This window comes from Chryseobacterium sp. ZHDP1 (assembly GCF_018603435.1).
Taxonomy (GTDB): Bacteria; Bacteroidota; Bacteroidia; order Flavobacteriales; family Weeksellaceae; genus Chryseobacterium; species Chryseobacterium indicum.
The window spans coordinates 1,164,514-1,184,209 of sequence record NZ_CP075682.1; the positions used below are offsets into that span (position 1 = coordinate 1,164,514).

A 19,696-nucleotide genomic window follows, 5' to 3' on the forward strand; every position below is an offset into this window, starting at 1 on the left:
ATTTTACTCGTATTTATAATGTTCAATGATGAAGTTTTCTAAATCCTTCATTACAAACGACAAATTGTTCCGTACATCAAAATCTGTTATCCTGAATATTTTCAGATCTAAAGATTCGAGATATTTCTGTCTTACCTCATCATCAACTTCTTTTCCATCGTGACTCCAGCCGTCAATTTCTATAACTAACCCCAGCGTTTTCACATAAAAATCAACAATATAATTTCCGATAATTCTCTGTCTGTCAAAATCAATGTTATGGAATGTTTTCGCGCGAACCTGTTTCCAGAAAATGACTTCACTTAAAATTCCGGCTTTCCGTTTTCCGTTCAAAAGAGGTTTTAATTTGGGATTGTAGGGAAGATTTTCTACAAAATTCCTGCGAACAGAAATTCCGTTAATTACTGTAAGGATTTCTTTCATCAATTGTTGCTTTTACTGTTTGTGTTTTTTAATTAAACCACCCCGTCAAAAATTTTATAAATTTTTGCCACCCCTCCAGAGGAGGGGAATTTCCACTTTCCGGATAATGCGATGATTACATCTTTTCAAAAATAAAAAACCTCACTGAAAATTTCAATGAGGCTTTATAGAAATAAGCTTTTAGATTTAATTATGATTTTTAACCAAAACCCAGCCGGTTATTGTTCTTCCATCCGGTATGGTAATCACATACCAGTAACTTGCAGTTGGAAGTACTCTTCCTTTTATCATCCCGTCCCAATAGAACTGGGTATTTGAATTCTGTTCAAAAATCAGCATCTGATAACGGTCGAAGATTTTGAGGTTAGACATTCTTGTTCCGAATACCTGAAGATCTTTAATCACCCAATGGTCATTAAGTCCGTCACCGTTTGGTGTAATCGTGTTTGTAATATCCAGTACCAGACCGTCTTTTTTTACAATACAGTCACTGTCGGCAAATCTCACATAGAAGGTGGTAATTCCTGTAGGTAAATTATTGAAGCTGTTGCTTGCCTGCCAGTTGATTCCATCGATAGAATACAGTATTGATTTTGAACCCGTAGCATAAATAATCACATTATTACCGCTGAACTGAATGCTTGTAATAACAGGGACTTCATAATGTTTGATTTCGAAAGTCTTGGTGTAAGAACATCCGTTGTCCGCCGTCACGGTTAATGAGTAAGTTCCTACTGTGTTAATTCCTGTAATTGTATTCGTTGTAGAGATGGTCTGTCCTGCAGGATTAGTCCATTGATAGCTTACAATAGTATAATTGGTAATGTTTACAGAATAACTGCTCAGTGAGCCTTCCGGACAGAAATACAATGTCGGAATATCGAAAATCGGAGTTTTTTTCAATGAAAGCTGAATCTGTACCAGATTGGAACACGATCCGGGAACACTTACTTTTACATAAATGATACTGGAACCTGAAACCTGATTATACAGATACGCTGAAGGATTTGCAATCGCATTGGTTCCCGCATTAAGATCTGCTAAAGACGAGTAATAGGTAAATGTAACGTTAGCTCCATTGTAAATCTGTGTCTGGAACTGGGTCAGATTAACGGTCTCTGATCCGTCATTTCCGATATCACAGGTCGCTAAAGGGAAAGGTCCGTTGTTCAGCAGGGTTACTTTATTTCCGTAAGTGAAGGTTATGGATGCAATATCATTACATCCCGGAATATTCTGCACATTCACCCACATCTGCGCAGGGAAAGGATTGGCGGTAAAGTTCGATGGATTGGCAATAGGATTGGTTCCGTTCTGCGCATCCTGCAAGGTAAGATAGAAGGTAAATGTATTCGCAGGATTCGGTGCGTCAACCATTAAATTGGTAAAATTCAAAAGGTTTACTTCATAACTTCCGTCGAGATTTTCATCACAAACCGAAATGGTAGAATTGATGGCTTTCGGAGGGAAATAGGTATTCAGCTCAATTGATGCTACAGAGTAACATCCTGTGGTATTCACCTGAAATCTTGCCCACACCTGAACGGTAGAAATATTGGTTGTAACGGTATTTCCGATCTGATTGGCAGGGTTTCCGGCATTGGCTTCTGCCTGTGTATTGTAATAAGTAACGGTGATATTTGATAAAGGATAGGTATTCTGAGCAGGAATAAACATCTGAGAAGTGGCATCACTCAACTGAAAGGTTTCACTTAAATTAAAATCTTCATCGCATTTGTTCAATACCGCATTGTTCAGAACTACAGGGGGTAAGAACGACATCAGAATGGTAAGTTTAACCGCTGAAAAGCAATCGTTGTTATTAAACTTCACCTTTACATAAACAGTTGCACTTCCTCCGGTAACAACAAACTGAGTGGGATTTGTAATCTCGTTGGTGAAAATGTGGGTAACAGGATCATAATTCAGATAATACGTAAAGTTTACATTCGAGCTTGTTGTAATCTGGCTTTGCGCCTGTGTAAGATTATAAATCTCCGTATTGTCATTATTATTATCACAAATATTCGTCAGGTTAACCGTTACCTGAGGATTTACTGCCGGTGTAGAAGTTAATCCTACGGTAAACGGATAAATCTGCTCACAATTATACGAATTGATCTTTACAAAGTACTGCTGTGTTCCGGTAAAGGTTACATTATTCACCGGATTATTTCCACTTGCTGCGTCTGCAGCAGTAAGATAGAAGGTTACCGTAGCATTCTGGCTTCCGATAATGGCAGATGAAAACTGTGATAACTGTACGTTTTCTGTATTATCATTATTAAAATCACAAACCGTAAAACTGGACTGTTCTGCAACAGGATGAACCAGATTGATCGTAAGTGGTCTTATCGTGTAGCAGGTCTCGGAAAGTTCGAAACGTACATAATAAATCTGTGTAACGAAATTTCCGTTGGTGGTAATGACCTGATTCGGGCTTATAGGATTTATTCCGAAACTCGCATCCGCATAATCTGCAAAAAATTTCACTACGGGAACTGTTGCCGGAGAGATCAGCATTCCGTTTGAAAGGGTATTTAAATTAACACTGATGTCATCTGTTCCGTTAAAGCAGATGTATTCTGTTTTAGGAATAACCACAACTTTAGTAAATGTAATATTGAGATTTACAGTTGCCACTGCAACACATCCGTTCGGGATCTGAACTCTTATAAAAATGGTATAAGCTCCGTCATGCACTGTACTTAAAACGCCTCCTGAACCTGTAAGAGCTTCGTTATAGGTTGCATATGCCGTAAATACAGCTCCCGGCTGTGAAGTAATGAGCGGTCCGAAAGTTAAAGGAAAATCAAAAGGCTCTGCATCATCATTGTTGATATCACAGGTTGAATAGTTATAGTTAATCGGAGAATTGAGATTAACTCCCGGTTTGAACTGGAAAGTTACAGGACCTAAAACGAAGGTACAGTTTCCTTCCTGCAGTCTTACCCAGACCGTTGTACCTGCTGTAACATTAATTGTGCTGATCGCATTGGTATTGTTCTGAGCATTTGCCTGCGTGGCGAAATAAGAAATTCCCGTAGTGCCCGGCGGAAAAAGCTCAGGATCCAGGAATGCTAAGTTATAGTTGGATTCTACCCCGTCATTATTCGTATCGCAAATCTGAACCGTATTTTTGAGCAAACTTTTGGTCTTAAAATTTAGAGTTAAAACAGCCACTCTGTAACAGTTGGGAACATTCGGATTCTGAATTCTCACATATAAAACCGTATTTGCTGTTAATGTAAAGTTGTTCGGTAAAGGACTGACGTTATTTTGTGCGTTCTGCAAAGTTGTATGAAAGCTGAATACAAAATTTGCAGGGTTCTGTGTGGTTACATTTCCCTGAAAACTGCTTAAAGTAAGGTTTACAGGATTATTTCCGCAGTAATCCTGTGTGAAATTTTTCGCAGCGGGATAAGTAGGATCAAATGTTAAAGGAAAATCATCCGTTAAAGTAAGGGTACTGGTTCCGCAGGTATTAAAAACCGCAGTTGCCGTATACACTTCATTCTGGGTAGGGCAAATCGTAGCCTGAATTCCCGTAGCAACAGTCTGTCCGGCAGAATCTGTCCATGTTACATCCGGCTGTATTGCGTTCCCAAGCGGATTAAATCTATATCCTTCCTGCAAAGCCTGCCATACTCCTGTATTTCTGTTAGGAGGAGAAACGCCGAGTGTTCCGTCGCCGTTGATAACGCCTATTAAAGCATTTTCAAATTTTCTTGTCGGGCAGGGTGTCGGTTTTTTATCTACGAAAACTTCAATCACATTGGTAGTTTCATGCAGAACAATCTGAGATGAAGCTCTGTCTGTACATCCTGCAATTCTTCCTTCGAAAAAGCTGACAACAAATTTTCTGTAAGGAGCTGTTCCGATGGTGGAATAATAAATTTCAGAAGGATCATTTGCAGAAAAAACCATATCGTTGTATACCCCGAATATGGAGTTTTTAGGAAGGCTTACATTGGGGTTCTGCCATTGGACATTGGGATAGTTGATGTTTCCCAACTGGCTCAGATCAAAAGTGACCATCCCGTTTGAACCGACTACTAATGCATTAAAATTCTGATTATAAAAACAAAACTGAAAAGGAAGATCCAGCTTGGTAGGAAAAACGTCATCGTAGTTGGCATTGAGCGGAGTTCCCTGATTCAATGCAATGGGAGGAGCAAAAGCCTGAGAAACGACTTCATAATTTGAAGTCTGTTTAATGACAGGATATTCCAGATGGAGATCGATACAACCGTTTGCATTAAGACCATTGGTACAGGTAACATTAAAGCTCTGATTGCCTACTGCATCTTTTATGATAACATTTCCGGGAGTTTGGGCAAGCCCGAAAATGCTTATCCATACGAGGATAAATTGTAAAGGTTTTATCATAATCAAGTTTTCTTTTAATCACTATTTATTGATAAATTTACCACTTTTAGCAATACAATTATCAATAGTAAACATTTATTTACATGGTATTCATAACGAAATTATTCATAAGGTTAGAATACAACAATTTACAAAATAAATGTAAATAAAAAAAAACTTGCCGGAAAAGCAAGGTTTATAATTATTTGAAATTAAGTTCATATTAGGTTAAAACATCATCATTTTCTTCCTCATGGTCATCGTCGTTATCGCTTAGACTCCAGTAATTGTTTTCTTCGTCTTCACTGCCGATCTCCTCCATTTCGTCGTCATCTTCCACTCCGGGAATATCCAGTCCTTTATCTAATTTATCGTCATCGTTTTCTTGATTAAAAATCGGTTTTCCGTTTCCGTCTAAGGAAATATGCTCTTCCTGATTAAAAATATCTTCACTGGATTTATATTCTCTCTGTTCCAGTCTTCTTTCCTGTTCCTGTTCGCTGTTTTCGGGTATCATACTCTTATTTTTTGGTGTTGTCTGTAATCAAACAAAAATAGTTCCAAGATATTAAGCGTATATTTCAGGATTTACACAGGCAGGCATTTTTTCACCTTTTGAAAAGGCAATAATATTTTCAGCAGCCACTTTTGCCATTCCGTTTCTGGCTTCTTCCGTTGCTGAGCCAATGTGAGGAAGTACACAAACATTAGAAAGCTCTAAAATAGGATCATCTTTAAAAATTGGTTCCGGATTGGTAACATCCAGTCCGGCTCCCCAGATTTTATGCTCAGAAAGTGCGGCGTAAAGATCTTTCTGATGATGGAAACCTCCTCTTGCGGTATTAATGAAGATTGCATTCTTCTTCATCCTATCAAAGACAGAAGCATTAAAAAGCTCTTTCTGCTCTGGTTTGAAATTGGCATGAATACTCAGAACATCGGATTGCTCAATAAGCTCATCAAAAGAAACATATTTTGCTCCCAAATTCTTTTCTGCTTCTTCATTGTGATGGCGGTTGTGATAAATAATCTGCATTCCGAAAGCAGCTCTGGATTTTTCAGCCATTTCATATCCAATTCTTCCGAGACCGAAAATACCGAGCGTTTTTCCGTATAATTCCTGACCCAAAGCGTGCAAAGGATCAAAATCTCCCCAGTTTCCGGATTTTACTTTTTCAAAATTATAGCTTGCCCTTCGTGCAACCGACTGCATGAGTAAAAAAGCAACATCTGAAGTGGCTTTACTTAACACATCGGGTGTATTTCCGACCGGAATTTTTCTTGCATCGGCCTCCTGAATATCAACATGATCAAACCCTACTGAAAACAGGGCAATCGCCTTTATATTCGGACATTCGTTAAAAAAGTCTTTATCGAATTTAAACTCTCCTCCCACGCTTAAAATGGCATCATGGCTTCTGCAGTAATTCAGCCATTCTTCATAGGAGAGATTTTCTTGTTCAGGAATGAATATTTCAAGATTAGCGTCTTTAAGAAGTCTGATACCTGCTTCAGGAATTCTTTTGTTAATGAATACTTTCATATTTTGTGATGGTTAAATGATTTCATCAAGTAAAAAACCTCACTTTTCACAAGTAAGGTTTTTCAACTTTAATATTAAAATGATTATACTTTAATTTATTCTTCTAAGATTCAGATATCAACTCTTCCATTTCTTCCCAAATCTCCAATGCTGATCTTCTGACTTTTCTTTTCGGTTCCGACTTTTTAGCTTTGAAAGTGTTTACCTGAAGATCATTTCCGGATTCTTTTTTATCCGGATTATCTTCCGCTCTGTTTCGGAAATTAATCTTAAAACCGTTCTGAATATTACTGAAATCTTGTAATATTTTAAATCTTTTCGCATTCATCATATTAAGATTTTAGTTAATTATACAGAAATACATATTCAATTTTCGTTCCGAAACGTCACGTAATTTTTGTTTTTAATTAATTTTAATAACAGATTATTTTAAATGGAAGATTTAAAGGTTAAGAATAAGACTCAGGACTGTAACTGTATTGATAAGTCAGTAATAAAGTATGCTTACAAAAAAAGATACTGCCTTTTAAAACAGTATCTTTTCTTATTTTCATCGTCCGGTTGATTAATTGTGATTGTACTCGTAAGTAGTCGTATAAGTTCCCGTTAATGTATTATTATTGTCATAGCTTTTTAAGACACTCTGTGTAGGAAAATTATTAGAGTTGTACTGATAAGTTTGCGTGAATATATCAGAACTTATACCACTTGACCCACTCCCTGTAGTACTATTCACTAATTTGTAAGACAGGACATTATGTTCAGATGCTTGATCTACCTGATAATAAACCTGAATATTCTTTAAACCTGTAACATTTTTGAAAGGATTGTTTTTGTTATCATAAACAATAGGTTGCAGATTACCCGTTCCAGTTTCAACAATAGTTCCATTTTGAGTCGCCTGTATGGTTTGAGTATAGCTTTTTACAGATCCATCAGTATTTAAATAGGCGTCTCTGGTATATGTTTTTACATAATTTCCACTTGTATTTTTTTCTATTATGGTAACATGATCGGCAGATAAATAATTAAACGTTGTAACTGTACTATTCGAACCCGAAATATCCTCCGCTTTTATTAAACGATTAGAACTGTCGTAAGTGAAGGTCTCTGTAGAAGTTGGTGCTCCATTAGAAGAGGTACTAACGATTTTTGTAATCAAATCACCCGTATAAGTAAAGTTGCTGATATCTCCGTCAACTAAACCTTTTTCCTGTACTATTTTTGAACCATTGTAGGTATAAACATAGGTTTCCCCATTATTCATCAATTTGGTAAGAAGAATGGGGGTTGAATCTACAGGATCTACAGTGTTTGAATCGTTAGAGCATGATATTGCAAGTAATGCAATAGACAGAAGCATAATTTTTGTTTTCATGTGCTATTTTAAAATTTCGGCTAAAATATATTTTTTAATTGTTATTTCAGTACTTTTTAAAAAGATTATTACTTTTTTTTGTCCTGATTTAGCCGATTTGAGAAGTAAAAAACATTATCTGTCTGATTCTCAAACTATTCTTTCAAACTCATTTTTTTTAACGACCAAATTATTTTAGAATTTTGGATAATGATCATTATTCAGCATATTCCTGAATATGCTGAAAACTTAAATTGAAAATACGCTCCATCTCCGATTTCCGGCAACGATAAAAATAGTGACTCGGATTATTAACTACTGATTTGTATTTCCAAGCATCGGAACAAATTTGTAAGCCCCGAATTCCTCCTTTTCAAATTCGGTCTGCGAGATTTTTGTAAATCTGTATAAAACCTGCTCATCGGTCGGACCGAGAGGAATAACCATTTTTCCACCGACTTTAAGCTGTTTCAGAAGTTCGGTTGGTAAAACTGAAGCTCCGCAGGTCACGATAATTTTATCAAACGGAGCAAAGGTAGGAAGTCCGGCAAAACCATCCCCGAAACTCTGGAATTTTGGATATAAATTCATTTCACGGAGTTTCTTTTTAGAAAAATCGAAAAGATCTTTTTGTCGCTCAACCGTATAAACATGGGCTTTCATTGCCATTAAAACGGCGGTCTGATAACCACAACCGGTTCCTATTTCCAACACTTTTTCCCCTTCTTTCACCTGCAAAAGTTCAGACTGCTCGGCAACTGTTGAAGGATGCGAAATCGTCTGATGCGCAAGAATAGGAAAAGCACGGTCTTCGTAGGCAAAATCTTCGAAAATACTTTCAATAAAAAGGTGTCTCGGAACTTCATTCATTGCTGAAAGTACGTTTTCATCCGAAATCCCGATTCTGTTTCGGAGATATTCCACTAAAATCTTTCTTTTTCCTTTATGTACAAATGAATCTTGCGTCATTACAGATAGTAGTTATTAGGTTGCAGGTAACAGTTCGCACAAAAATATGAAATTTTGTCGGGGGTTAAAAACTGTTGCACGCAGTTTTTAATTTTCTGATAACCGTCAATGTACAACCAACAACAAATTGTTATATTTACAGAAATTTAATACAGCTATGTTAAAAGCAGGTTTGGTAGGAGCCGGACATTTAGGAAAAATACATTTACGACTTTTAAATCAGTCAGATAAATACGAATTCATCGGTTTCCACGACAAAGACGCAGAAAACGGAAAAAAACTGGAAGCGGAATTCGGATATAAATATTTTGAGAATTTTGATGAACTGCTGGAGCAGATCGATATGCTGGATATTGTAACACCCACCATTTATCATTACGATTATGCGCTAAAAGCAATTGAAAAAGGTCTGCATTTTTTCATTGAAAAACCGGTTACCCAAACATTGGAACAGGCGGAAGAGATTCTTCAGAAATGTAAGGAAAAAGGCATTAAAGCACAGGTAGGACACGTTGAAAGATATAATCCTGCATTTATTGCAACGAAAGAATACATCAATAATCCGATGTTTATTGAGATTCACCGGTTAGCAGAATTTAATCCGCGCGGAACAGATGTTTCTGTGGTTCTGGATCTGATGATTCATGATCTGGATATTTTATTAAGCATTGCTAAATCTAAGGTTAAAAATATTCACGCAAGCGGCGTTTGTGTGGTTAGCAAAACGCCTGATATTGCGAATGCGAGAATTGAATTTGAAAATGGCTGTGTTGCGAATTTAACGACTTCCAGAATTTCGATGAAAGCGATGAGAAAGAGCCGTTTCTTCCAGAAAGACGCTTATATTTCCGTTGATTTTCTTGAGAAAAAAGCAGAAGTGATCCGCATGAAAGATGCTCCTGAAAACCCTACTCCATTCGATATGATTATTGAAAACGCAGAGGGAGAGAAAAATCAGATTTTATTTGAATATCCGAATATTCAGCCTAATAATGCGATTTTGGATGAGCTTAATTCTTTTGCAGATTCTATTACCGAAGACAAAAACGTAGAAGTTTCGATTGAAGACGGAACGGAAGCACTGAAAGTGGCTTTGGAAATTATGAAATTGATTTCTTAATTTTTTAACACAAATCGCACAAATATTTTCACGAATAACAGGATAATTTATTGATAGAAACGGGCTAAAAACCCGTTTTTTTTATGAATTATTTCACATTGACTTTTACCGGACGTTTCAAATGTCGAATCTCTTTTATATTTAAATTTTAAATCAATTTAATTACTTTTCAATAATTTTTAAATATATTTGTTAATTCTTAATCAATAATTTCTTTATAACAATCCCTTAACAATTCAATAATTAAAATCACTATGAAAAGAGCCATCCTATTATCCGCTTTTTTATTGTCTCAATTTGGGACATCACAGCTTTTAAAAACACAAGGTGAGAAAATTATTAATGATAAAGGTGAAAATATTCAGTTGCGAGGTCTCGGTTTAGGAGGCTGGATGCTTCAGGAAGGATATATGCTGAAAACGGCTGACTTTGCAGGTCCACAATACAAAATCAAGGAGAAAATTGCTGAACTGATTGGTGAAGACGGTATGAACGAGTTTTACAAAGTTTATCTGAAAAACGGAATTACCAGACAGGATATTGATTTTCTGAAAAAAGCAGGATTCAATTCGATCAGACTTCCAATGCATTATAACCTGTACACTTTACTAACTGAAAAAGAACCTAAAAAAGGAGAAAACACCTGGCTGGAAGAAGGTTTTACAATAACTGATGATCTTCTGAAATGGTGCGCTGATAATAAAATGTACCTGATTCTTGACCTTCATGCAGCTCCGGGCGGACAGGGAAATGATGTAAATATTTCTGACAACGATAAATCTAAACCATCTCTTTGGGAAAGTGAAGAAAATCAGAAAAAAACCATCGCATTATGGAAGAAATTAGCCGAAAGATATAAAAATTCTCCGTGGATCGGCGGTTATGATTTAATTAACGAACCCAATATTAATTTCACAGGAAAAAATATAAACGGAACGGATGAAATGTCGAATGCTCCGCTTTGGAAGCTTCAGAAAGAAATCACGGAAGCGATTCGTACTGTTGATAAAAAGCACATGATCATCATTGAAGGAAACGGCTGGGGAAATAATTACAATGGTTTAACGCCACTTTGGGACGATAATATGGTCTTCAGTTTCCATAAATACTGGAATAATAATGATGACGCCACACTGAAATTTGCTTTGGATTTAAGAGAAAAATACAAAATCCCGATCTGGCTGGGCGAAACAGGCGAAAATTCAAATGTATGGTTTACAGAGCTTATTCAGCTTTTGGATAAACACAACATCGGTTACGCATTCTGGCCGATGAAAAAGATAGACAATATCGCAGGAATTACCAACGTTAAAATTACTCCGGAATACCAGAAATTACTGGATTACTGGAAGAACGGAGGTGAAAAACCATCTAAAGATTTCGCCAGGAAAGCTTTGATGCAGATCGCCGAAAACTATAAATTCAGCAATGTGGAAATTAAAAATGATGTGATTGATGCGATGTTCAGACAGACAAAAGACAGTTCCACAAAACCTTTCAAAAATCTACAGGCTCCAGGAAAAATATTCGCAACCGATTATGATTTAGGAAGAATAGGTTCTGCTTATTCGGATAAAGATTTTATTAATCTTTGGGTAAGTGATCCCGCAAAAAGATCGGAATGGAATTCCGGAAACCAACTGAGAAATGACGGTGTTGATATTTACAGAACAAAAGACAATGAATATTACGTCGGAAAGACAGAAACCGGAGAATGGCTTCAATATACGATTATTTCAAAAGCAGATAAAACGTATACTTTCGACATAAAATACGCAAGTGAAAAAGATGCGAAAATACGGCTTGAGGATGCTTCCGGAAAACAATTAGCTTCAGTTTCATTAGCTTCAACAGGCGAAAATGAAATTTGGAAAACGACTTCTGCAAAAGGAATTCATCTTAAAAAAGGAGAAAATAAAGTCAGAATTTATTTCGAAAATGACGGCGTTAATCTGAATTATTTTGAAGTGAGATAAAGAAAAAATAGATTAGTAAGTTTTTTCAATCAAGCTATCTAAAAAATTTTAAATATTATAGATTATTTAAGTATTTTGCGGAAAAATAAATTACATGGAAAAATCTCCTTTCGAACAGTTTGAAGAGCTGAAAATCGACATTGTGAGCGGATCATTTCTTACAGAAATTGCGAAATGGGCAAATTTTTTAGCCATTTTAGGTTATATAGGATTAGGATTAATGATCCTTGCTGCGGTCTCTATTATTATTGTTGGTTCGTCTGTAAGTATTGGACCTATAGGAAGCGGAATTTGGATTTCGGTAATTTATATACTTTTTGCAGGAATATACTTTTTTCCTATAACTTATTTATATAAATTTTCATCAAATATGAAGATTGCTTTGCGCACAAATGACCAAAAAAGTCTTACCAACGCTTTCGAATATTTAAAATCACATTATAAGTTTATAGGTATTATTACAATTATAATTTTAGGATTCTATATTCTTGCAATTGCTGGCGCAATTATGACAACCTTAGGACAGGCTTAAAATACATTCATAAATTAAATCCTTCTTTTTTAAGAGGGATTTGTTTTAAACAAATATTATGAAAAAAATCACCTTATTATTTCTTTTGATTTCGGCATTTGTTTTTGCGCAGAAATCTTCTTTAGATCAAAAAATAAGCTCTATTATTAAAGACAAAAAAGCAACGGTCGGAATTTCTGTTCTGGGGTTCGAAAACGGCTTTACATACAATAAGAATGCTGATAAAAAACTTCCGATGCAGAGTGTGTTCAAATTTCATATTGCCATTGCGGTTTTAGATTATGTAGAGAAAGGAAAACTTTCATTAGATCAAAAAGTTACCCTTAATCAATCAAATTTACATGAAAATACATGGTCGCCTCTTCGCGAAAAATATCCAAATGGCGGTATTGTTCCTCTAAGTGAAGTTATTGAATACACCGTTGCTAAAAGTGACAATAACGGCTGCGATATTCTTTTAAAATTATTGGGCGGAACGCAGGTTGTTCAGAAATTTATGAATGCGAAAGGGGTGAAAAACTTTCAGATCAAATACAATGAAGAAGCAATGCATAAAGACTGGAATGCGCAGTATGAAAATTACACCACCATGAATTCCGCGGTTGATGTGCTGAAAAAGTTTTATGACGGAAAATTATTATCAAAAAAATCGACCGATTATCTGATGAAAGTAATGCTTTCTACTTCTACAGGAATAAATAAATTAATTGAGCAGCTTCCGAAAGATACGCCTATCGCAAGAAAAACGGGATCTTCCGGCAAGAATAATGCAGGTTTAACGGGTGCTGAAAATGAAATTGCAATTGTAACTTTACCGAATGGCAAGCATTATGCAATAGCTGTATTTGTCAGTAACTCAACGGAAACAGCCGAAGTAAACTGTAGAATGATTTCAGACATTTCAAAAACAGTCTGGGATTATTTTAATAAGTAAAAATTTAAGCTTAATTTTAAAACCATTAAAAATGAAAAAAATAGTATTAATCATCGGGTTATTCACTTCAGCAGTATTCTTTGCACAGAAGAGCGAAAATTATCTGCAGGTAGGTTATCACAGCATTTGCTGCGGTACACCTTCCGCTAAACCTGTGATGGATTTTATTAATCAGTTTCAGAAAAAAAACAAAATAAAAAATTTCGAAGTATACAAACAAAGCGGTTTGGGAAGAGAAGGTGAATTTAACATTTATATCGGAACAGATACATTCTCCAGAACCCAGAAAACCAAATTTGTAGAAGGACTGAAAGCTGCCATCAATACTCAGAATCAGATGAAAAAACCAAACAGAGACGGTAATGTGAGTTTTGATGAAACGTTGACGGTAAAAAAAGCAGATCTTTCCAATGCACGAAATTTAACTTTAATCAACAGTAAATAATTAAAACTTAAATAAGGAAAAATGATCAAAAACATTGTAGTTATCGGAGCCGGAACCATGGGAAATGGTATTGCGCACACATTTGCACAAAGCGGTTTTAAAGTAAATCTTGTAGATGTATCTCAGGAAGCTTTAGACAGAGGTCTTAAAACCATTACCACGAATCTCGACAGAATAATTGCAAAGGGAAACCTTACCGAAGAACAAAAAGCGGAAACTTTAGGGAACATCACCACATTTACAGCACTTCAGGATGCGGTAGGTTCTGCGGATCTTATTGTGGAAGCAGCAACGGAAAATCAGGAATTAAAGCTGAAGATTTTCGGACAGATGGATGAATTTGCTCCTGAAAACTGCATCTTGGCAACCAATACTTCCTCAATTTCGATCACAAAAATTGCGGCGGCTACCAAAAGAGCCGATAAGGTAATTGGAATGCACTTTATGAATCCGGTTCCGATCATGAAACTGGTTGAAATCATTAAAGGCTACTCCACTTCCAAAGAGACGTTCGATGCGATCTATGAAATGAGCAAAACGTTAGGAAAAGTTCCTGTAGAGGTAAACGATTATTCGGGATTTGTTGCCAACAGAATTTTAATGCCGATGATTAATGAATCTATCGAGACATTGTACAACGGTGTTGCAGGTGTTGAGGAAATCGATACGGTAATGAAACTGGGAATGGCGCATCCAATGGGACCGCTTCAGCTTGCCGATTTTATTGGTCTTGATGTTTGTTTAGCGATCTTAAACGTAATGTACGATGGCTTCAAAAATCCTAAATATGCTCCGAATCCATTGTTGGTAAATATGGTAATGGCAGGAAAATTAGGCGTAAAATCTGGCGAAGGTTTCTATGATTACTCCGAAAGCAAAAAAGCAGAAAAAGTAGCGAAAATGTTTTCTAAATAATAAAAAGTGAATTGTGAAGGGTAAATTGTGAATTTTCTGGAATTCAATTTTAATGTGATTAAGATTGACTGGCTTTGCAAAATTTACTAATTTCACGATCCATGAAATTTAAAGAAAAAAATATTCAGATATCAATGGTCATCATTACTTTAGTGATGACCATTTTGCGTTTTCTGCTTAATGAAAAAGGACGTGTAAATCCGGATTCCATCCGTTATATGAGATTTGCGCACGTTTTTCCGACGATCGATAATACCACGACGCCTTTAGGATATCCTTTAGCGATAAAATTTTTTACATTTTTCGGGTTTGATGAATTCTGGGGAAGTAAAATTGTAGGAATTTCTGCATTTTTCTTCATTCTTTTTTTCACATGGAAGAAGAAATTTTTCTTTAGAGAATCCATTGTTTTATGTGCTTTATTCAGCTTCCTCTCCATTTTCTCCTACACCATGAGCGAACCGTTGATTTTGCCGTTCGTTATTTTATTTTTATATGTTTCCACATTAATTATTGAAGGAAAATTAGAAAAGAGAAAAGCCGTTTTTTATCTTTCACTAAGCCTGATTGCTTTGTATAACATAAGATACAGCGCTCTTTTCATCATGGGCGGAACCGGACTTTTTGGATTAATTTTCTGGAAAAGAAAATATTCGGGAATATTTATTATTTCAGGACTTATCGGAGGAATTTTTGTGGTTTTGTACAAATTTGTTTTCATTGATTACTTTAACGAAAACTATGTCAGTCAATTTCTGGAAATCGGTCTATATCCTACCTCTAAACTTCTTGTTGAATTGTTTCAGGGATTGTGTACCACTTTCAACCCTTTTATTCACATTGCAGATCCGGGAGGCGGAATGATCAATTATGCGATCTACGGAATCGGCTTTGTAAATATCCTGCTGATTGTTTTCCTTTTTATTAAATACAAACTTTCAGAAACAGAGTTCTTTTATATTTTTGTGAGTGTTTTCGGGATTATCTGTTCTTATTTTATTCAGTATTTTTATTCTGTGAATGCGATTGATTACAGATTAATGGCTCCTTTCAGTCTTCCGGTCTGGCTGGTTTATTTCAGGAAATTATTCATGGTTTTTGAAGTTAAAACATACGCTTTAGGCTTTTTAAGTCTGCTTTCGGGAATGTTATTTACATGGCTTTCCAAAGGCAATTATCTTGAAAACAGAAAGGAAATGAAGCAGTTTCTGCAATCTGAAAAACTTGATGAAATACCTTTAAAATTCTATCTTGAAACCACGGAAGATCTTGATAAAATACAGGTTGCCGAACTGATGAGTACCATCAATCCTAATATTACGCTAACTTTTAAACCGAAAGATACGCTTCAGAAAACAACGTTAACAAGGTATAAAGTTTTGCAAAAAATAAAGATTGACAAGAACAAATACCAATAATTTTATTATCTTTGATTTAAAGTTAAAACATTAAAAAAATGAAATTACCAAAGTTTTTATTAGCAGATAATTCGGAATTTCCAGAAGATTTATTCGTGGTACACACAGAATATCCAAGATTTATCTTAAACGTTGAGGAAGAAGAAGTTGAGTGGCTGGATGATCTGGAAGGTGACGACGAAGAAACAATGGCGGATGAGGCTACAAAAGTAGTGGAAGCTGCGTTTAAATGGTGTGATGAAGAGTTGGCTAAGTACGACGAAGAAGAGGAAGATTAATAACAATTTAAACATAAAAAAGGAACTCGATTGAGTTCCTTTTTATTTTATTCAGCTTTATTGAATTTTAAAAGTAAAAGATTGTCCTGATACAATTCCAGAACATTTCCGGTTACTACATATTTATTGGCTTTTCCTACCATATCCATAAAGTTTTTCTCCACGCTCATATTATCGCAAGCCATTCTTGTAGAACCTAAAGCTCCCGCAGAAAAATTACCCATTGCCGGATCCACTTTCGCTGTCCCGAAGTAATTATTACATCCTGCATTACCACTGATCTTTTCTCCTTCAATATTCAGAGTAGGAATTTTTCCTTTCACATTATCAGCCAAAGCCCATTTTGTACCTGCAAGAGAAGGCTGCGCTTTTCCTACTTTGGAAGCAGAAGAGCTAGACATTGTTCCACACGAAACCAAAACTGCAGCAGTACATATACTTAAAAAAAGATTCTTCATTGTTTACTTTTTGATTTAAACCAAATTTACGGAATTATTATTATTTAAACGGGTTTCGGAAGATTTTATTATTCTTTAACACTTCAGATAAAATTGTAATTGAATATGATTTATCCTGATTTAACCTGAGTTCGGAATAAGTATTAAACGCAAGGTTAAACAAAGAGATTCAATTATCAGGAATTCAGCTTTTAAGATATACAAAGGCGTAAAACTTATCAAAGTAATACCATTTTGTCTTTTTCAAATAAACGAAGTGCCTTTGTTTAGCTTGTAAACTTTCAATAAGTAAAAAAAATCTTTTGTTTTTCTTTGCGATAAAATAATACAACGCTATAAATCAATTATTTAAATTTATTTCTTATCCCACACTGAGGTTAATTTAATAAAATATTAAATCTTTAAACTATTGGCAATTTCGGTTTTTGCCCATAAAAAAAACGGACAAATGTCCGTTTATATTGTATTCGAAAGATAATTTTTTTACCCTCTTAATTCTGCACTGAATTCTTTCTGGAAAGATTTAATTAAGGAATCCATTACCGCAGTAATTTCTTTCTCTTCAAGAGTTTTTTCCTCGTTTAAAAGTTCGAAACTCATTGCATAAGACTTCTTGCCTTCCGGAAGATTTTTCCCCTCGTAAACGTCAAATAAATTAATATTTTTCAGGTACGGAGATTTATTTTTCTTTGCTGTCTGATAAAGATCTTCGTAATTCACGTTCTTATCGATCAGTAAAGCAAGGTCTCTTCTGATTTTATTGAATTTAGGAATATCTTTGAATTTCAATTGATTTTCAGAACGTAATTTCTGAGCAAATTCAAGTTCAATTTCGGCGTAGAAACATTCCTGCTCAATATCGAAATCTTTCAACATCTGAGTAGCCACTTTCCCGATTCTTACCAAAGCTTTTCCATCCACTTCATACGCCAAAGCATCAGAAAATCTTTCATCAGACAAAGCCACTTCTTTATAATCAACTGCTAATCTTTCCAGCAAAACTTTTACATAAGCTTTCAGATTATAGAAGCTTGTCGCAGATTTCGGCTGCAACCAGTTTTCTGCAACATCTCTTCCGGAAACAAGGATAGCCAATTGCTTTCTTTCCTCGTATTGATCCCTCTTATGATAGATCTTTCCGAATTCGAAGAATTTAATATCCTGATTTTTTCTGTTGATATTGTAAATTGCATTCTGCAAAAGCCCTTCCAGTAAAGACTTTCTCATAAATGCCAGATCGCTGCTTAAAGGATTCAGTAATTTTACGGCATCCGTTTCATCTTTCAGCGAAGTCAATGAGTTGTTCATTACTTCATTGAAACCTAGTCCCTGTAATGTTCTTGCCCAGTTATTTTCAAGCTCATCCTGATCCTGTGCAGCCAATTTTACCGGCGTAAACGAAATTTTCTGAGGAGCATCGATCTTATTGTATCCGTAAATTCTTAAAATCTCCTCGATAACGTCAATTTCTCTGGTAACATCTGCTCTGTAAGCAGGTACAGAAATTTCATAACCATTCTGAATTTCATTTAAAACCTGAATTTCAAGGGCTTTTAAAATTTCTTTTACTTTTTCCCTGTGAATTTTGGTTCCTAAAATCTGCTCGATTTTTGAAAATCTAATGATGACGTACTGATCTTCAATTTTCTTAGGATATTGTTCCAGCAATTCTCCCACAAGTTTTCCTTCAGTAAGTTCCTGAACTAATTTTATAGCGTGCGTAATTGCTGTTCTTGTAATATTAGGATCTACTCCTCTCTCGAATCTGAAAGAAGCATCGGTATTCAATCCATGGAATTTTGCTCCTTTTCTCACCGCAACCGGATTGAAATAAGCACTTTCCAAAAAGATGGTAGTTGTTTCAGCAGAAACCCCTGAATTAGCTCCTCCGAAAACTCCGGCAATACATATCGGTGTATCTTTTCCGTCTTTGATGATGATTTCAGAACCGTTCAAAGTTCTTTCAACGCCGTCTAAAGTCGTGAATTTTGTTCCTTCTTTTACTGTCCCTACTTTTACTTTTTTATCTGTAATTTTATCTGCATCAAAAGCATGAAGCGGCTGTCCGTAACCGTGAAGGATATAATTTGTAATATCTACAACATTGTTGATCGGGCTTAATCCGATGGCTTTCAGTCTGTCTTTCAGCCAAGCCGGAGAGTCTGCCACTTTTACATTTTCAATCACCGCTCCGATGTATCTCGGGCATAATTCTGCATCTTCCACTTCTAATGTAAAATCGTGAGAACCTTCGTTGTTCAGTGCAACAGAAGATACTTTTTCGAACTCCGATTTCTGCTTGTTTGTGGAAAGATAAGCGTGAAGATCTCTTGCAACACCGTAATGAGACATTGCATCCGTTCTGTTCGGCGTTAAACCGATTTCCAGAACTTCATCGTTTGTTATTTCAAAATAATCTGCGAAATTTTTTCCGACTTCAAACTTTTCTTCATCCAAAACCATAATTCCGCCATGATCGTCGCTAAGACCCAATTCGTCTTCTGCACAGATCATACCCTGAGAAACTTCTCCCCGGATTTTTGCTTCTTTGATCTCGAAAAAGTTTCCGGTTTTATCATAGATTTTTGTTCCGACAACTGCTACGGGAACGGTTTGTCCGGCTTCCACATTAGGAGCTCCGCAAACGATGTTTAAAATCTTTCCGTTTCCTACTTCTACGGTTGTCTTTTTTAATTTGTCTGCATTCGGATGTTTCTCGCAGGTTAAAACTTTACCCACAACAATTCCTTCCAGGCTTCCTTTTATGCTTTCAAATTTTTCTATCCCTTCAACTTCAAGACCTATATCTGTAAGGAACTCACCGATTCTTTCAGTTTTCAGGTCCGTTTTGATATAATCTTTAAGCCAGTTGTTTGATATTTTCATCTGATAATTTATTATTTTTCAAGGTTAAAAGAAACCCTGTTTATTTTGAAAATTTTACTTGAATTTTTCGCGTT

Annotated in this window: 17 protein-coding genes; 8 read left to right on the forward strand and 9 right to left on the reverse strand. The window is 35.7% G+C overall.

Translation table 11 applies throughout. The features are described from left to right. Window positions 1-3: 3 nt before the first annotated feature. The 7 genes from KKI44_RS05250 to KKI44_RS05280 form a co-directional block, all read right to left on the reverse strand. Entirely contained in the window at window positions 4-423 is a 420-nt protein-coding gene (locus KKI44_RS05250; protein WP_214590161.1) for an endonuclease domain-containing protein, read from the reverse strand. 186 nt (window positions 424-609) lie between these two features. Next, a complete protein-coding gene (locus KKI44_RS05255) occupies window positions 610-4,812 on the reverse strand; it encodes a T9SS type B sorting domain-containing protein (protein WP_214590162.1) in 4,203 nt (1,400 codons plus the stop codon). Window positions 4,813-5,014: 202 nt separating this feature from the next. After that, the gene (locus KKI44_RS05260) at window positions 5,015-5,308 is read right to left on the reverse strand and encodes a hypothetical protein (RefSeq protein WP_214590163.1); all 294 of its coding nucleotides are present in this window, start codon (window positions 5,306-5,308) and stop codon (window positions 5,015-5,017) included. 51 nt (window positions 5,309-5,359) lie between these two features. After that, window positions 5,360-6,334, reverse strand: coding sequence for a 2-hydroxyacid dehydrogenase (locus KKI44_RS05265; RefSeq protein ID WP_214590164.1), 975 nt, complete (start codon window positions 6,332-6,334; stop codon window positions 5,360-5,362). A 103-nt stretch (window positions 6,335-6,437) separates the two neighbouring features. Next, complete coding sequence (locus KKI44_RS05270; RefSeq protein WP_214590165.1) at window positions 6,438-6,665, reverse strand: hypothetical protein; 228 nt, start codon at window positions 6,663-6,665, stop codon at window positions 6,438-6,440. Between the two features lie 234 nt (window positions 6,666-6,899). Beyond that, a complete protein-coding gene (locus KKI44_RS05275; RefSeq protein ID WP_214590166.1) occupies window positions 6,900-7,697 on the reverse strand; it encodes a hypothetical protein in 798 nt (265 codons plus the stop codon). 309 nt (window positions 7,698-8,006) lie between these two features. Next, window positions 8,007-8,660 carry a protein-L-isoaspartate(D-aspartate) O-methyltransferase gene (locus KKI44_RS05280; protein ID WP_214590167.1) on the reverse strand — a complete coding sequence of 218 codons (654 nt, stop codon included), beginning with the start codon at window positions 8,658-8,660 and terminating at the stop codon, window positions 8,007-8,009. A 157-nt stretch (window positions 8,661-8,817) separates the two neighbouring features. Between KKI44_RS05280 and KKI44_RS05285 the strand changes: the two genes are divergently transcribed. The 8 genes from KKI44_RS05285 to KKI44_RS05320 all read left to right on the forward strand — a co-directional run bounded on the left by KKI44_RS05285 (window position 8,818) and on the right by KKI44_RS05320 (window position 16,278). Next, window positions 8,818-9,780 carry a Gfo/Idh/MocA family protein gene (locus KKI44_RS05285; protein ID WP_214590168.1) on the forward strand — a complete coding sequence of 321 codons (963 nt, stop codon included), beginning with the start codon at window positions 8,818-8,820 and terminating at the stop codon, window positions 9,778-9,780. Between the two features lie 254 nt (window positions 9,781-10,034). Continuing rightward, on the forward strand, window positions 10,035-11,756 hold the full coding sequence (locus KKI44_RS05290) for a cellulase family glycosylhydrolase (RefSeq protein WP_214590169.1): 1,722 nt from the start codon (window positions 10,035-10,037) through the stop codon (window positions 11,754-11,756). Window positions 11,757-11,850: 94 nt separating this feature from the next. Further along, window positions 11,851-12,288 carry a hypothetical protein gene (locus KKI44_RS05295; RefSeq protein WP_214590170.1) on the forward strand — a complete coding sequence of 146 codons (438 nt, stop codon included), beginning with the start codon at window positions 11,851-11,853 and terminating at the stop codon, window positions 12,286-12,288. Window positions 12,289-12,346: 58 nt separating this feature from the next. Further along, entirely contained in the window at window positions 12,347-13,222 is an 876-nt protein-coding gene (bla-A, locus tag KKI44_RS05300) for a CGA/CIA family class A beta-lactamase (RefSeq protein ID WP_214590171.1), read from the forward strand. 31 nt (window positions 13,223-13,253) lie between these two features. Further along, complete coding sequence (locus KKI44_RS05305; protein ID WP_214590172.1) at window positions 13,254-13,667, forward strand: hypothetical protein; 414 nt, start codon at window positions 13,254-13,256, stop codon at window positions 13,665-13,667. 24 nt (window positions 13,668-13,691) lie between these two features. After that, complete coding sequence (locus tag KKI44_RS05310) at window positions 13,692-14,582, forward strand: 3-hydroxybutyryl-CoA dehydrogenase (protein WP_214591104.1); 891 nt, start codon at window positions 13,692-13,694, stop codon at window positions 14,580-14,582. Between the two features lie 101 nt (window positions 14,583-14,683). After that, complete coding sequence (locus KKI44_RS05315) at window positions 14,684-16,000, forward strand: hypothetical protein (protein ID WP_214590173.1); 1,317 nt, start codon at window positions 14,684-14,686, stop codon at window positions 15,998-16,000. A 38-nt stretch (window positions 16,001-16,038) separates the two neighbouring features. Beyond that, complete coding sequence (locus KKI44_RS05320; RefSeq protein WP_002977986.1) at window positions 16,039-16,278, forward strand: hypothetical protein; 240 nt, start codon at window positions 16,039-16,041, stop codon at window positions 16,276-16,278. 47 nt (window positions 16,279-16,325) lie between these two features. Here KKI44_RS05320 and KKI44_RS05325 read toward each other — a convergent pair whose 3' ends face one another. Together KKI44_RS05325 and pheT are read right to left on the reverse strand one after the other, a co-directional pair. Next, window positions 16,326-16,736 (reverse strand): META domain-containing protein, encoded by a 411-nt coding sequence (locus KKI44_RS05325; protein ID WP_214590174.1) that lies wholly within the window; start codon window positions 16,734-16,736, stop codon window positions 16,326-16,328. Between the two features lie 483 nt (window positions 16,737-17,219). Beyond that, complete coding sequence (pheT, locus tag KKI44_RS05330; RefSeq protein ID WP_214590175.1) at window positions 17,220-19,622, reverse strand: phenylalanine--tRNA ligase subunit beta; 2,403 nt, start codon at window positions 19,620-19,622, stop codon at window positions 17,220-17,222. Between the last annotated feature and the right edge of the window lie 74 nt (window positions 19,623-19,696).